16 protein-coding genes and 1 pseudogene are annotated in these 13,055 nt (G+C 65.0%); 15 read left to right on the forward strand and 2 right to left on the reverse strand.

Annotated features, from left to right (window positions below; translation table 11 throughout):
- The 8 genes and pseudogenes from AiwAL_RS11205 to AiwAL_RS11240 all read left to right on the forward strand — a co-directional run.
- Nucleotides 1-214: pseudogene (locus AiwAL_RS11205) on the forward strand (cytochrome c oxidase subunit I); the annotation flags it as partial.
- Entirely contained in the window at nt 211-1,170 is a 960-nt protein-coding gene (locus AiwAL_RS11210; protein WP_235704650.1) for a heme o synthase, read from the forward strand. The pseudogene AiwAL_RS11205 and the gene AiwAL_RS11210, both read left to right, overlap by 4 nt.
- Nucleotides 1,167-1,334: a hypothetical protein gene (locus AiwAL_RS11215; RefSeq protein WP_262312703.1), complete on the forward strand. Its 168-nt coding sequence runs from the start codon at nt 1,167-1,169 to the stop codon at nt 1,332-1,334. Before AiwAL_RS11210 ends, AiwAL_RS11215 begins: the two co-directional genes overlap by 4 nt.
- 34 nt (nt 1,335-1,368) lie before the next feature.
- Entirely contained in the window at nt 1,369-2,220 is an 852-nt protein-coding gene (locus tag AiwAL_RS11220) for a cytochrome c oxidase subunit 3 (protein ID WP_235704653.1), read from the forward strand.
- 163 nt (nt 2,221-2,383) lie between these two features.
- Nucleotides 2,384-3,100, forward strand: a complete 717-nt coding sequence (locus AiwAL_RS11225) for an SURF1 family protein (RefSeq protein WP_262312704.1) — start codon at nt 2,384-2,386, stop codon at nt 3,098-3,100.
- Complete coding sequence (locus tag AiwAL_RS11230) at nt 3,097-4,590, forward strand: carboxypeptidase M32 (RefSeq protein ID WP_235704656.1); 1,494 nt, start codon at nt 3,097-3,099, stop codon at nt 4,588-4,590. The genes AiwAL_RS11225 and AiwAL_RS11230 overlap by 4 nt, the downstream gene beginning before the upstream one ends.
- A complete protein-coding gene (locus AiwAL_RS11235; protein ID WP_262312705.1) occupies nt 4,587-5,033 on the forward strand; it encodes a helix-turn-helix transcriptional regulator in 447 nt (148 codons plus the stop codon). The genes AiwAL_RS11230 and AiwAL_RS11235 overlap by 4 nt, the downstream gene beginning before the upstream one ends.
- Nucleotides 5,030-5,521 (forward strand): ArsI/CadI family heavy metal resistance metalloenzyme, encoded by a 492-nt coding sequence (locus tag AiwAL_RS11240; RefSeq protein ID WP_262312706.1) that lies wholly within the window; start codon nt 5,030-5,032, stop codon nt 5,519-5,521. The genes AiwAL_RS11235 and AiwAL_RS11240 overlap by 4 nt, the downstream gene beginning before the upstream one ends.
- Nucleotides 5,522-5,720: 199 nt before the next feature.
- Here AiwAL_RS11240 and AiwAL_RS11245 read toward each other — a convergent pair whose 3' ends face one another.
- Nucleotides 5,721-6,617 carry a GntR family transcriptional regulator gene (locus AiwAL_RS11245; protein WP_235704659.1) on the reverse strand — a complete coding sequence of 299 codons (897 nt, stop codon included), beginning with the start codon at nt 6,615-6,617 and terminating at the stop codon, nt 5,721-5,723.
- A gap of 201 nt (nt 6,618-6,818) precedes the next feature.
- On the opposite strand from AiwAL_RS11245, the gene AiwAL_RS11250 reads away from it, so the two are divergent.
- Nucleotides 6,819-7,721: a LysR family transcriptional regulator gene (locus tag AiwAL_RS11250; RefSeq protein WP_262312728.1), complete on the forward strand. Its 903-nt coding sequence runs from the start codon at nt 6,819-6,821 to the stop codon at nt 7,719-7,721.
- Between the two features lie 67 nt (nt 7,722-7,788).
- On the opposite strand, the gene hemF is transcribed toward AiwAL_RS11250, so the two are convergent.
- Complete coding sequence (gene hemF, locus AiwAL_RS11255; protein WP_235704660.1) at nt 7,789-8,676, reverse strand: oxygen-dependent coproporphyrinogen oxidase; 888 nt, start codon at nt 8,674-8,676, stop codon at nt 7,789-7,791.
- 157 nt (nt 8,677-8,833) lie between these two features.
- On the opposite strand from hemF, the gene petA reads away from it, so the two are divergent.
- Genes petA through AiwAL_RS11285 form a run of 6 tightly spaced genes read left to right on the forward strand, consistent with a single transcriptional unit; the run spans nt 8,834 to nt 12,914 of the window.
- Nucleotides 8,834-9,388, forward strand: a complete 555-nt coding sequence (gene petA, locus AiwAL_RS11260) for a ubiquinol-cytochrome c reductase iron-sulfur subunit (protein WP_235704662.1) — start codon at nt 8,834-8,836, stop codon at nt 9,386-9,388.
- 7 nt (nt 9,389-9,395) lie between these two features.
- A complete protein-coding gene (locus AiwAL_RS11265; protein ID WP_262312707.1) occupies nt 9,396-10,592 on the forward strand; it encodes a cytochrome bc complex cytochrome b subunit in 1,197 nt (398 codons plus the stop codon).
- Nucleotides 10,592-11,338 (forward strand): cytochrome c1, encoded by a 747-nt coding sequence (locus AiwAL_RS11270; RefSeq protein ID WP_262312708.1) that lies wholly within the window; start codon nt 10,592-10,594, stop codon nt 11,336-11,338. Before AiwAL_RS11265 ends, AiwAL_RS11270 begins: the two co-directional genes overlap by 1 nt.
- Entirely contained in the window at nt 11,335-12,237 is a 903-nt protein-coding gene (locus AiwAL_RS11275; RefSeq protein WP_262312709.1) for an S-methyl-5'-thioadenosine phosphorylase, read from the forward strand. The genes AiwAL_RS11270 and AiwAL_RS11275 overlap by 4 nt, the downstream gene beginning before the upstream one ends.
- Before the next feature lie 37 nt (nt 12,238-12,274).
- Complete coding sequence (locus AiwAL_RS11280) at nt 12,275-12,523, forward strand: DUF4160 domain-containing protein (protein WP_262312710.1); 249 nt, start codon at nt 12,275-12,277, stop codon at nt 12,521-12,523.
- Entirely contained in the window at nt 12,510-12,914 is a 405-nt protein-coding gene (locus tag AiwAL_RS11285) for a DUF2442 domain-containing protein (protein ID WP_262312711.1), read from the forward strand. The genes AiwAL_RS11280 and AiwAL_RS11285 overlap by 14 nt, the downstream gene beginning before the upstream one ends.
- Nucleotides 12,915-13,055: the final 141 nt, after the last annotated feature.

Raw genomic sequence — 13,055 nt, forward strand, 5'->3', positions numbered from 1 at the left:
GACCGCGTTCGCAGGCTGGAACTACGTCTCGTCGGTGGGAACGATCATCTCCGGGATCAGCACGCTGATCTTTTTCTACGTGCTGTTCCGTATTTTCACCGGCAAGCAGGCTCTGGCCGACAATTACTGGGGCGATGGGGCGACGACCCTGGAATGGACCGTGCCGTCCCCCGCGCCGCACCACACCTTCGAGGATGTGCCGGTGATCCGATGAGGTCGTCGCCAGCAGCCATCTTCCGTCAGGGCGCTGTCGCGGGCGAGTCCGTTCTCGCGGATTCGGTGCTGCTGGGCGCGACGACGGCGGATTGGATCGCGCTGCTCAAGCCGCGCGTGATGGTTCTGGTGGTGTTCACCGGGATCGTCGGGCTGCTGCTGGCGCCGGGCGGGATCAATCCGGTGCTCGGCTTCGCCGCGATTCTGTGCATCGCGGTGGCGGCGGGTGCGGCGGGGGCGATCAATATGTGGTACGACCGCGATATCGACGCGATCATGCGGCGCACCGCCAAACGGCCGATTCCGGCCGGGCGGATCGCGCCGGGCGGCGCGCTGAGCTTCGGGGTGGCGCTGTCGTTCTTCTCGGTGCTGGTGATGTGGCTCGCGACCAACCTTCTGGCGGCGGCGCTGCTGGCGGGGTCGATCGGGTTTTACGTGTTCGTCTACACCATGGGGCTGAAGCGCCGGACGCCACAGAATATCGTGATCGGCGGGGCGGCGGGCGCGTTTCCGCCGGTGATCGGCTGGGCGGCGGTGACCGGGCATGTCGGCCTGCTGCCGGTTCTGCTGTTCGCGATCATTTTCTTCTGGACGCCGCCGCATTTCTGGTCGCTTTCGCTGTTCGCCTCGGCCGATTACGAGCGCGCCGGGGTGCCGATGCTGCCGGTGGTGGCCGGGGCGCGAAAAACCCGGCTCGCGGTGATGCGCTATACGCTGTGGCTGGTACCCATTTCGCTGCTGCCTTTCGTGCTGCATCTGGCCGGGCCGGTCTATGGCGCGAGCGCCATGATGCTCGGCCTCGCCTTCGTCTGGTATGCGTGGCGGGTGATGCGCGACGCACAGGATGCCACCGGCGTCAGCCTGACGCGCGACGCGCCGGCCAGGGCGGCGTTCAAATACTCGATCCTGTACCTGTTCCTGATTTTCGGCGCCCTGGTGCTGGACCGGCTGGTATGACCGACCCGATCGTCGACAGGCATTGGACACCGGAGCAGAAGGCCGAATTCGTGCGCCGGCGGCGCGGACGCAACTGGGCGCTGCTCGGCACGCTGGTGGCGCTGTGCCTGCTGATCTATGCGATCGCGGTGGTGAAGCTGTTGCATAGCGGGCATATGTGGTGAAACGAAATCTGGGCGGTTCTGGGAGGATCGAGGAATGAGCGGTGAACTTCATACGGCGGAAGGGCAGATCGCGGGGCGCGTGCCGCACCCGTATCATCTGGTCGAGCCCAGCATCTGGCCGGTATGCGGCGCCGTCTCCGCGATCCTGATCGCCACCGGGATCATTTTCGTCGCCCACTACAACGATTACTGGTTCCTGATCGCGGGTATGATCGGCGCCTTTACCACCATGTATGTCTGGTGGCGCGACGTGATCGCGGAAACCCGCACCCCCGGCCTGCACAAGCTGATCACCCAGATCGGGCTGCGCTACGGCATGGCGCTGTTCATCACCTCGGAGGTGATGTTCTTCGTCTCGTTCTTCTGGGCCTATTTCAACTTCTTCTTCTTCCCGGCCCATATGGGCTACATGCATGTCGCGGTCTGGCCGCCGCAGCACATCACCACCATCGATCCGTTCGCGGTGCCGCTGTTCAACACCATGGTGCTGCTGCTGTCGGGCACCACGATCACCTGGGCGCATCACGCACTGATCGAGGACGACCGGCGCGGGCTCATCATGGGGCTCGCCTGCACCGTGCTGCTCGGGCTGACCTTCCTCGCCGGACAGACCTACGAATACACCCACTCGCCGTTCAACTTCTATCATGGCGGGATTTTCCCCTCGGTGTTTTTCATCGCGACCGGGTTTCACGGGTTTCACGTGATCGTCGGCACCTCGTTCCTGATCGTGAATTTCTTCCGTGCGGTGAAGGGGCAGTTCAGCGTCAAGCGGCATTTCGGCTTCGAGGCGGCGGCCTGGTACTGGCACTTCGTCGACGTGGTGTGGCTGTTCCTGTTCGTCTGCATCTATTATTTCGGCCGCAGCGCGATCACCGCCGCCTAGTGTGGTGGTTCTGAAGTTCTTGCGCATATGCGGCGGCGCTTTTTAGGAACTTCAGAACCAAAAACCACACTAGAATCATATACTTGCTAGTGTCCTTTCGATTCGGAAGTTCGTATGGTGCGGGTTTGACGATAGCGAACTTCCGAATCGGGACACTAGTCCCGTGATCGGTCGGGGGCTGCCGCGCGCGCCCCGGCGGCGCCTGATCGGGATGGGGATGTTCAGTTTCGTCTCGTTCTGGCTGCTGATCGCGCTCGGGGTCTGGCAGGTGCATCGCTGGCACCACAAGGACCGGGTGCAGCGGCGGATCGACGCGGCGCAACTGGCCCCGCCGGTGCCGCTGCCATCGCATCCCACGCCCTATCAGAAGGTCGCGATCGCCGGGCACTGGATCGCCGGTCGCGCGGCGTTCTTCGGCGATCAGGTGCGCAACTCGGTGGCCGGGCCGGTGCGGGGCGCGCAGCTCGTCATGCCGTTCCGGCGCGACAATGGCGATGTGGTGATGGTCGATCTCGGCTGGGTTCCGGGCACGGCGCCCAAGCCGGTGCCGGTGCCGGCCGGACCGACCCAGGTTTCGGGCTACGTGCAGGCGGCACAGAAGCCCGGCCTGTTCAGCGCACAGGATAACGTGGCGGGACGCATTTTCTACACGCTCGACCCGAGGCGGATCGGCGCCGGGCTCGGTTTGAATCGCGTGGCCGATTTCACCCTGATCGTGGTGGGGCCCAAGCCGCTTGCCGGCGGACCGGTGCCGGCGCCGAGCCTGCCGCACCCGCCCAACAATTCCGAGCAATACGCACTGACCTGGTTCGGGCTTGCCATGGTCGTGGTGTTCGAGTTTTTCTTCTACGCCCGCAAACAGCTTGGAGAGAGTTCATGACCGACGCCTATGACCGCCTGACCCGGCGCTTCGCCCGGATGGCGACGGTCGAGGAGGCCGTTGCGATGCTCGGCTGGGACGAGGCGGCGGTGATGCCGGATGGCGGCGCCGAGGCGCGGGCGGATCAGCTCGCCACATTGTCCGGCATCGCGCACGGAATGCTGGTGGAACCGGAGGTCGCCGCCGATCTCGCCGTCGCCGAAGCCGCGCCTCCCGCGGATGATGCGGCGCGGCGCAACCTCGCGCTGATGCGCCGCGCGCATCGCCAGGCGACGGCGGTACCGGGCGAGCTGGTCGAGGCGCTGGCGCGGCAATCCTCGACTTGCGAGAAAATCTGGCGCGCGGCGCGCAAGGCGGGCGATTTCGCGATGGTGGCAGGGCCGCTCGGCGAGCTGCTCGCGCTGGTGCGCGTGCAGGCTTCGGCGCTCGGCGCGGCGTTCGGGCTGGCGCCGTATGACGCGCTGATCGACCAGCATCAGCAAGGCGTGCTCGCCGGCGAGATCGCGCCGGTTTTCGCGCGCTACGAGGCGTTTCTGCGCGAGGCGCTGCCACGCGCCGAGGCGTTGCAGGCAAAGCGCGACGCCGCGCTGCCGGGTGCGGCGCCCTTTGCCGAATCGGTGCAGGAGGCGCTGTGCCGCCGGCTCGCGGCCGAGGCCGGGCTCGATTTCGCGCAGGCAAGACTCGACCGCTCGACCCATCCGTTCTGCGGCGGCACGCCGAGCGATATCCGCATCACCACCCGCTATGACGAAGCCGATTTTTGCTCCGCCCTGATGGGTGTTCTGCACGAAACCGGTCACGCCTTGTATGAAGCGGGCCTGCCGCGCGGGTTCGCGCGCCAGCCGGTGGGGTTCGCCGCCGGTATGGCGGCGCATGAAAGCCAGTCGCTGATCGTCGAGATGCAGGCGGCGCGGTCGGATGCGTATCTCGGTTTTCTCGGCCCGATGCTCGCCGAGGCGTTCGGCCAGGATGCGGCGGATTTTTCGCTGCCCCGGTTGAGTGCGCGGCTGCGCCATGTGACGCGCAGTTGCATCCGCGTCGAGGCCGACGAACTGACCTATCCGGCCCATGTCATTCTGCGGTTCCGGCTGGAGGCGGCGATGATCGCCGGCGATCTCGCGGTGGCCGATCTGCCCGAGGCGTGGAACCAAGGGATGCGCGACCTGCTCGGCATCACCCCGCCGGACGATGCGCGCGGCTGCCTGCAGGACATCCACTGGTATTGCGGGACATTCGGCTATTTCCCGAGCTATACGCTTGGCGCGATGGCGGCGGCGCAACTGATGGCGGCGGCGCGGCGTGCGGTGCCGGATTTGGACTTGGCACTGGCGCGGGGCGATTTCTCGCCGCTGCTGGGTTGGCTGCGCGCGAATGTCCACGCCCATGGTGCGCGGTTCGGCTTCAACGAGCTGCTCCGGCAAGCGACCGGCAAGATGCTCGACCCCGCCGATTTCGAGGCGCATCTGGCGGCGCGTTATTTGGTGGGGTGAAAAAGAAAACCGCCGCACAAAGATCGCTTGACAAAATTCCATATCTCCAATATATTGGAAATATGGAAAAAACGCACGCTTTGGCAACCCTCGCGGCACTCGCGCAGGAAACCCGGCTCGATATCTTCCGCCTTCTGGTGCAGGCGGGACATGGAGGACTTCCCGTCGGGCAGATCGGAGAACGGCTCGGGTTGCCGTCGGCTACTCTGTCTTTCCATCTTGCCCAACTGAAGCAAGCGGGGCTGATCAGCTTTCATCGAAAAAGCCGCTCGCTGATTTATGCAGCCAATTATCCCGCGATGACCGGCCTGATGGATTACCTGGCCGAGAACTGCTGCCGTTTGGGGGATGGACGGGAAGCGTGCTGCCACGGCGCGTTGGGCGGGCCAGGGAGCGGGACCATCGAATCTTCGGCCAACATCGGAAAAGAGGTAAAGCCATGAAGCGCTTGCACGTTCATGTGTCCGTTGAGAATCTTGCCGCATCCATCCGGTTCTACAGTGCGGTTTTTGCGACTGAGCCGGTGGTTGTGAAATCCGATTATGCGAAGTGGATGCTCGATGACCCGCGCGCCAACTTCGCGATTTCAACACGCGGCAGCCGAACCGGCCTCAATCATCTGGGCATCCAGGTGGAGACGCCAGAGGAATTACAGGAGGTCTATGCCCGGCTTCAGCACGCCGAGAGACCCGTGTTCGAAGAAGGGCAGACGATTTGCTGCTACGCCCGGTCGGAAAAGGCTTGGATTTCCGATCCGCAGGGTCTTCGGTGGGAGACCTTTCGCACCTATGGCGACAGCACGACCTATGGGAATGATCCTGATCCCGAATCCATTCGAGTGACGGTAGAGTCCAGCGCTTTACCGAAGACGTCGAACGATTCTTGCTGCGCATCGAAGCAGGAAACCGCGAACCGTCAAGCTGACGCATGATGCCGCAGCCGATTTCCGGCTCGTCATTCTGCACGGGAACGTTAGCGCGCGACCTGCCGTGGGTTGATCTGCGATGTTATCAAGGGTTCGTCGTTCTCACGACGATTTGCCTCGCTTTTGTATTGCTGATCATTCTCCTCGACAGTTCGAGTGATTGAGATCGGCGGGGAGGGCGTTCTCCGGCGGCTGGGGCAAAAAATCACGCGGCCTCGTGGCGGCGCAGTCCCGCCTGGAGCGAGCGGCGGGAGGTGGCGAGATGGGCGGCGAGAGCGCGTTTCGCCGCGTCCGCGCGGCCGGCGAGCAGCGCGTTCAGCACCGCGAGATGTTCGGCGATCGCGACCTTGCTGCGCTCGATCTCCTGATGCTTGTCCCACTGGTAATGGTAGTGGAACAGGAAGGAGACGATGTCGAAGAAATCATGGGCGAAGCGGTTCTTCAGCCTGCCGATGATCCACAGGTGAAAATCCCGGTCGAGCGCGGGGAATTCGGAATAACGGCTGGTCAGGGCAGCCTCAATCGCGCGATGGCGCTCGATCAGCGCCTCGGTCGCCGCGCGGAAGGCCGGGTCCGGCGCGCGCGGAATGCGCGCGATCGCCGCCATTTCGATCAGTTCGCGCATGTCGGCCACCTCGGCGGCGAAACCGGCATGGAATTCGCGCAGGGTCCAGCCGCCGCGCGGCTGTTTCGCGATGAGCCCGAAGCGGGAGAAGCCGATCAGGAATTCCCGCACCGAGACGGTGCTGGCATTGCTCTCGCGCGCGAGCTCGGCTTCGGAGAACACGTGGCCGGGGCGCCAGTCGCCCAGCAGCACGCGCTGCATGAATTCCCGCTCGATCAGTTCCTGCGGCCCGTCGGTTTCGGTTTCGGCGAAGTAGTCGCCTTGTTGAGGTTTTCGCCGCACGGCGAAGCCGGTCTCGCCGCGCGCCAGGATGCCGGTGCCGACGAAACGCTCGATCGCGTTGCGGATGGTGGTGCGGCTGACATTGAATTGCCGGGCCAGCGCGCTGTCCGACGCGAGTATCGTGCCGTTCATCGTGGCGATATGGTCGAGCAGGGCATTGCTCGTGCGTTTGAGCAGGGTGTTCGGCTTGGCCATGGGTCAGGGTCGCCCGGCGATCCGGCGGAGCAGGGGCAAATTTCTCAAGACGTTCTCCTATTATTATCGGCCCGTTACGAGCATCATCCATTTAGCCAGTTCCGCCATCCGGGACCAGTATTTATTCGCAAAAACGAATAGTGACGGACGCGACCCGCTTCCATGCTTGCCGGGACGCGAGACAGGCTCTACCGGAACATCATGACGCTGGAGCAGTTGCGGATTTTCGTCGCGGTGGCCGAGCGCGAACACGTGACCCGCGCGGCCGAGGCGCTTGATCTGACCCAGTCCGCCGCGTCCGGCGCGATCGCGGCGCTGGAGCGCGAATTCGGCACCAAATTGTTCCACCGGGTCGGGCGCGGCATCGCCCTGACCGAGGCCGGGCGGGTGTTTCTCGGCGAGGCGCGGGCGATCCTCAAGCGCGCCGAGGCGGCTTCGGCGGCGATGCGCGAATTGTCCGGCCTCGCGCGCGGGCGGCTCGCGATCAAGGCGAGCCAGACCATCGCCAATCATTTCCTGCCGCTGCATCTGGTCGCGTTTCATCGCGCCTATCCGGGGGTCAATCTCGCGGTGTCGGTCGGCAATTCGGCGCAGGTGGCGCAGGCGATCATCGATGGATCGGTCGAGCTCGGCTTCGTCGAAGGGCCGGGTGAGAGCCTGAACAACCCGCTAATCGCCGCCGAGCTGATCGCACAGGACCGGCTGGTTCTGGTGGTCGCTTCCGGGCATCCATGGGCCGGGCGGAACGGTCTGGGCGCGCGCGATCTCGCCGCCGGGCGCTGGGTGCTGCGCGAGGACGGCTCAGGCACCCGCGCGGTGTTCATCGACGCGATCGCGGCGCTCGGCGTGCCCTATGCGCAGCTCGATATCGCGATCGAACTGCCATCGAACGAGGCGGTGCTCGCGGCGGTGATCGGCGGGGCGGGAGCGACCGTGCTGTCGGAGAGCGTGTGCGCCGATAGCATCGCCTCGGGGCGGCTGGCCAGGGTCGAGCTGCCGGTGCAGAGCCGGCCCTATTACGCGGTGCAGCATGTCGATCGCTATCGCTCGCGCGCGGTCGCCGCCCTGCTCGGGATGCTGCGCGAGGCGGAAACGCGAGTATAAATAACCTTACATCAGAACAACTGCCATTTGTTTCACGTGAAACAAAGCATACCGATCCTGTCCTATTTTACGGCCATTTCACTTCGGGGGGCAGACTCATCAGGATCGCCTCGGTATTGCCGCCGGTTTTCAGGCCGAAGGTGGTGCCGCGATCGTACAGCAGGTTGAATTCGACGTAGCGGCCGCGGCGGATCAACTGGGCTTCGCGTTCCGCCTCGGTCCAGGGCTCGGTCATCCGGCGGCGGACGATCGCGGGGTAGCAATCCAGGAAGGCGAGGCCGACATCGCGGGTGAAGGCAAAATCCGCCTCCTGGTCGCCGCTGTCGAGATGATCGTAGAAAATCCCGCCCGCGCCACGGGTTTCGTCGCGGTGGGGTAAATAAAAATACTCGTCGCACCATTTTTTGAAACGGAGATAATAATCTGGATCGTACGAGTCGCAAGCATGCTTGAACGCGGCGTGGAAACTGGCCGCGTCTTCCGCCGCCGCCTCGGTGCCGGGTTGCAGTGGGGTGAGATCGCCGCCGCCGCCGAACCAGCCCTTGGTGGTGACGATCATGCGGGTGTTCATGTGCGCCGCCGGCACGCGCGGGCTGCGGAGATGCGCGACCAGGCTGATCCCCGCCGCCCAGAAGCGCGGATCGTCCGCCGCGCCGTGGATATTTTGGCTGAATTCGGGGCTGAACGTGCCGCTCACCACCGAGATGTTGACCCCGACCTTCTCGAATACCCGGCCGCGCATCACGCTCATCGCCCCGCCGCCTTCCAGATGGTTCTTGCCATCGTCGGCGCGGGTCCATTCGGTGCGGACGAACCGGCAAGGAGGATGGTCGGTCTCCCGATACTCGTCCTCGATTTTCTCGAATTCCAAGCAGATGCGGTCGCGCAATTCGGCGAACCACGCCGTGGCGCGGGGCTTGAGGGCGTCGTGGGGGATGGCGGTCGGTTCGGTCATGGGCGGTTCTATAGCCGATTCGTTCGCGGATGCATCGAGATGGATCGTTTCACCGCTTCGCGGTTCGCGATGACGGCGGAGAGGGATGAGCGGCGGGGTTGAAATTTCCTCATTTTCCGGTCATGCGAAACCAGGGTTTCGAGAGACCGGAGGCGGGATGGCTGAGAACGGTGCGACCTCAGGCGCGCATGAGGGCGAAGAGCGGCGCGATTTCCTGAAAATCCTGTTCGGTGCGACCGCCGCCGTGGGCGCCGGGGCGATCGTGTGGTCGTTCGGCGCGGCGCTGGAGCCCGGCGAAGCGGCGCGCGACCAGTCGGTGTTCGATGTCGATCTGGCGCCGATCGAGCCGAATTCGGGAATTTCGCTCCGCTGGCGCGGCAAGCCGGTGTTCATCCGGCATCTGACCGCCGAACAGGTGAGCGCGGTCGAGGCGACGCCGATGAAGGATCTGCTCGATCCGGTGCCGGTCAAGCAGCGGGTCAGGCCGGGGCACCATCAATATGCGGTGGTGATCGGCATCTGCCCGCATCGCGGCTGTATTCCGGTCGGCAACAAGGCGTCCGACCCGCGCGGGCCGTATGATGGCTGGCTCTGCCCGTGCCATGGCGCCGCGTTCGACGCGGTGGGCCGGGTGCGGCGCGGCCCGGCGCGGCAAAATCTGGCGATCCCGCCGTATCGGTTCGTGTCCGATACGCTGATCCGGCTCGGTTGAGGTGATCATGGACAAATCCGAATCCGAAGCGGCGCCAGGCTGGCTGGAGACCCGCCTGCCGCTTTGCGCCGTCTGGCGCACGCAGTGGCGCGATCATCTGGTGCCTGCCAACCTGACCCTGGTTTGGTCGTTCGGCGTGCTGGTCGCGGTGGCGCTGGGGGTGCTGACGCTGAGCGGGATCTGGCTCGGGTTTGCCTATGTGCCGACCACGCAGGGGGCGGCCTTGTCGATCGAGCGCTATACGCGCGCGGTGAATTTCGGCTGGCTGATCCGCGATCTGCACCGCGACGGGGCGACCATGCTGTTCGGCGTGGTGTTCATCGAGCTGTTTCGGGGGATTTATTACGGCAGCTACCGCAATAGGCGGGAACTTGCCTGGATCATCGAGGTGGTGCGGTTCTTCGCGTTTCTGGCGGTCGGGTTTTTCGGGTTCGCGATGACCGGCGGGGCGGTGGCCGATGCGGCGGTGACGATCATGGCGGCGCATATCGCCGCGATTCCGCTGTTCGGTTCGGCGCTGGCGCACTGGTTTCTCGGCGGTTTCATGGTCGGGTCGGCGACCGCGCCGCGCCTCGCGATGGCACATGAGGCGATCGGGTTTCTGGTGCTGCTGATCGCGCTGCTCGGCTTTATGGCATCGCGCGCGGCACCGCCGGCCAATCCCGACGGAATCGCCGTGCCCGACCCGCGCGACATGGTGCCGCAATCGGCCTATGCCGGAAAATTGTTCACCGCCTTCATGATTTTCGCGCTGATTTTCGCGGTGATCGTCGCCTTCGCACCGGGGCTGGGCCAGCCGGCGGGAATGAGCCTGACCTCGCCGATGGCGATGCCGGTGCAGCCGGTGCCGCCCTGGTATCTGCTCGGGTTTCACGGTTTGGCGCGGGCCGGGCAGAGCGCGGGCGGCGGGACGCTGCTGACGGTCGCGGCACTCGTGCTGCTGGGCGCGCTGCCCTGGCTGGATCAAGGGATCGTGGCGAGCGGGCGCTACCGGCCGCTCTATGCCGGATTCGTGATCGTCCTGGCGATCGACTGGGTGGTGCTGTCGGTGGCGGCGGCGCAGCCGGCGACCGGGATCTGGCCGGCGGTGATCGATATCGCCACGATCTATGTTTTCGTCCATTTCATCGTCATCACGCCGCTGGTGACCATGCTGGAGCGCGCGCATCCGGTGCCGGCGCGCATCGCCAGGAGGACCGCCTGATGCGCCGCCTGTTGTTCGCCGCCGCCGTTGCGCTGACCGCGCTCGGCCTTGGGCAATCCGCCCGCGCCGAGACGCGGACGCCGCAGAGCTTCCGGTTTCAGTCGCTGTTCGGCACCTACAACAAGGCGAGCCTGCAGGTTGGTTTTGCCGTCTATCAGGCCGATTGCGCGAGCTGCCACGGGCTGAGCCTGGTGCATTACCGCGATCTCGCGCATCTCGGCCTGAGCCCGCAGGATATCGCGGCCATCGTGTCGCACATCAAGGTGCAAAAGGGCGTCGATCCGGCGGGCAAGCCCGTGCTGGCGCCGGCGATGGCGCGCGATGCGTTCAAATCGCCGTTCCCGGACGAAGCGGCGGCGGAGAAAAAGTTTCACGGCGCGATCCCGCCCGATCTGTCGCTGATCGAGCGGGGCCATCGGGACGGCGCGGATTTCGTTTTTTCTCTCCTGATGGGGTATCGGGCCGCACCGCCGAACGTGACGATGCCGCCGCATCATTTCTACAACGTCGCCTATCCGGGCGGGCTGATCGCGATGGCGCCGCCGCTCAAGCCCGGCTCGGTCACCCTGGCCGACGGCAAGAAGCCGGACGTTCAGGCAATGGCGCATGACGTGGCGGAGTTTCTCGCCTGGACGGCCGACCCGACGCTCGACCAGCGCAAGGCGGTGGGGCTGCGGATCATTATTTTTCTGCTGATCCTGGGCGCGCTCGGCGGGTTCGCGATCAGGGCGGGACGGCGGACATGAGCGACGCGGGGCGCAAGCCGCTGATCGGCATCATCGGCGGATCGGGCCTCTACGATATCGCGGGGCTTGAGGACAAACGCTGGGAACGGGTTTCGACGCCCTGGGGCGAGACGTCCGACGAGTTGCTGTTCGGTACGCTGGACGGGGTTTCGGTGGTGTTTCTGCCGCGTCATGGACGAGAGCACAGAATATCGCCGACCGATTTGAATTACCGGGCGAATATCGACGCGCTGAAGCGCGTCGGGGTGACCGATGTGCTCGCGCTCTCGGCGGTGGGCAGTCTGCGGGCGGATTTGCCGCCGGGGCATTTCGTGATCGTCGATCAGTTCATCGACCGAACCTTCGCGCGGCCGAAGAGCTTCTTCGGCGCGGGTTGTGTCGCTCATGTGTCGATGGCCGATCCGGTGTGTTCGCGGCTGGGCGACGCGCTGGAAGCGGCGGCGCGCGGGCTCGATGTGCCGGTGACGCGCGGCGGGACCTATCTCGCGATGGAGGGGCCGCAATTCTCGACGCGCGCGGAGAGCAACCTGTACCGGAGCTGGGGCTGTTCGGTGATCGGCATGACCAACATGCCGGAAGCGAAACTCGCGCGCGAGGCGGAGCTTTGCTACGCGACCGTCGCCATGGTGACCGACTACGATTGCTGGCACGACGACCACGACGCGGTGACGGTGGAGCAGGTGGTGAAAGTTCTGCACGGCAATGCCGATCGCGCGCGGGCGCTGGTGCGCGCGGTGGTGCCCAGGCTTGGCGGTCAGGCGCATGGCGGCGAGCGGCATGATTGCCCGGCGGGATGCGACCATGCGCTGGATCACGCGATCATCACTGCCGAGGGTGCGCGCGACCCCGATCTGGTGGCGCGGCTCGATGCCGTGGCGGGGCGGGTCCTGGGCGACTGATTAAGCGCCTTCCCAAGTGCTTGGGTTTTTGATATAGATGCCAACGGTCCTGCGGATCGGTGGGCTGCGGGTCGTTGTGTATCCAAACGACCATCGGCCGCCGCATGTTCATGTTATCGGTACGGAAACCGAGGCGGTGTTTATTTTGAACTGTCCGAATGGACCGCCGAGCCTGCGCGGGAGTTTCGGGTTTTCCACGGCCGAACTGAACCGCATCGCTTCGGCGCTTGCTGCCAGTCTGGCAGCGCTTTGTGGTGAATGGGAGCGGATTCATGACGATTACTGATCGTGACCGGGTTGTGGCTGAAGCAGAGATGAAAGACCAGCCTCGCGCGGTGCGGGCGCGGTTTGACCGGCGTGTGTCGCGGGTAGTGATCGGGTTGGATAATGGTTTGGAGCTGACGTTTCCGCCGCGTCTCGCACAGGGGCTGGAGCAGGCGACGCCGGAGGAGCTGGGCAATATCGAGATCAGCCCCGCCGGGGATGGTCTGCACTGGCCGGCTATCGACGCCGACTTGTATGTGCCGGCCCTGCTACAGGGCATGTTGGGGTCCAGGAGTTGGATGGCGCGCCAGCTTGGCGGTACGGGCGGAAGGTCACGGTCGCATGCCAAGGGTGCCGCTGCGCGGGAAAACGGCCGCAAGGGTGGCCGGCCGCGCAAATTGGCAAACGGGTAGAGCGGGCGAGAGCGTCATGCCTGCCGCTTTCGCGGGCGGAGGATGATGGTTTCGGAAGCGATTTCGTTTGAGTCGCGGGCCTGATTCCGGCATGAGTCTTGCTGAGCCGAATCGGTGTCCGTGTCGTGAACCCTGGAGCAA

The organism is Acidiphilium sp. AL (assembly GCF_025499445.1).
Lineage (GTDB): Bacteria > Pseudomonadota > Alphaproteobacteria > Acetobacterales > Acetobacteraceae > Acidiphilium > Acidiphilium iwatense.

Excerpts from the sequence above, each read along its gene's own strand:
- AiwAL_RS11210 (WP_235704650.1), top strand. The coding sequence starts at position 211 with ATGAGGTCGTCGCCAGCAGCCATCTTCCGTCAGGGCGCTGTCGCGGGC.
- AiwAL_RS11215 (WP_262312703.1), top strand. The coding sequence starts at position 1,167 with ATGACCGACCCGATCGTCGACAGGCATTGGACACCGGAGCAGAAGGCC.
- AiwAL_RS11220 (WP_235704653.1), top strand. The coding sequence starts at position 1,369 with ATGAGCGGTGAACTTCATACGGCGGAAGGGCAGATCGCGGGGCGCGTG.
- AiwAL_RS11230 (WP_235704656.1), top strand. The coding sequence starts at position 3,097 with ATGACCGACGCCTATGACCGCCTGACCCGGCGCTTCGCCCGGATGGCG.
- AiwAL_RS11240 (WP_262312706.1), top strand. The coding sequence starts at position 5,030 with ATGAAGCGCTTGCACGTTCATGTGTCCGTTGAGAATCTTGCCGCATCC.
- AiwAL_RS11245 (WP_235704659.1), bottom strand. The coding sequence starts at position 6,617 with ATGGCCAAGCCGAACACCCTGCTCAAACGCACGAGCAATGCCCTGCTC.
- AiwAL_RS11250 (WP_262312728.1), top strand. The coding sequence starts at position 6,819 with ATGACGCTGGAGCAGTTGCGGATTTTCGTCGCGGTGGCCGAGCGCGAA.
- hemF (WP_235704660.1), bottom strand. The coding sequence starts at position 8,676 with ATGACCGAACCGACCGCCATCCCCCACGACGCCCTCAAGCCCCGCGCC.
- petA (WP_235704662.1), top strand. The coding sequence starts at position 8,834 with ATGGCTGAGAACGGTGCGACCTCAGGCGCGCATGAGGGCGAAGAGCGG.
- AiwAL_RS11265 (WP_262312707.1), top strand. The coding sequence starts at position 9,396 with ATGGACAAATCCGAATCCGAAGCGGCGCCAGGCTGGCTGGAGACCCGC.
- AiwAL_RS11270 (WP_262312708.1), top strand. The coding sequence starts at position 10,592 with ATGCGCCGCCTGTTGTTCGCCGCCGCCGTTGCGCTGACCGCGCTCGGC.
- AiwAL_RS11275 (WP_262312709.1), top strand. The coding sequence starts at position 11,335 with ATGAGCGACGCGGGGCGCAAGCCGCTGATCGGCATCATCGGCGGATCG.
- AiwAL_RS11280 (WP_262312710.1), top strand. The coding sequence starts at position 12,275 with ATGCCAACGGTCCTGCGGATCGGTGGGCTGCGGGTCGTTGTGTATCCA.
- AiwAL_RS11285 (WP_262312711.1), top strand. The coding sequence starts at position 12,510 with ATGACGATTACTGATCGTGACCGGGTTGTGGCTGAAGCAGAGATGAAA.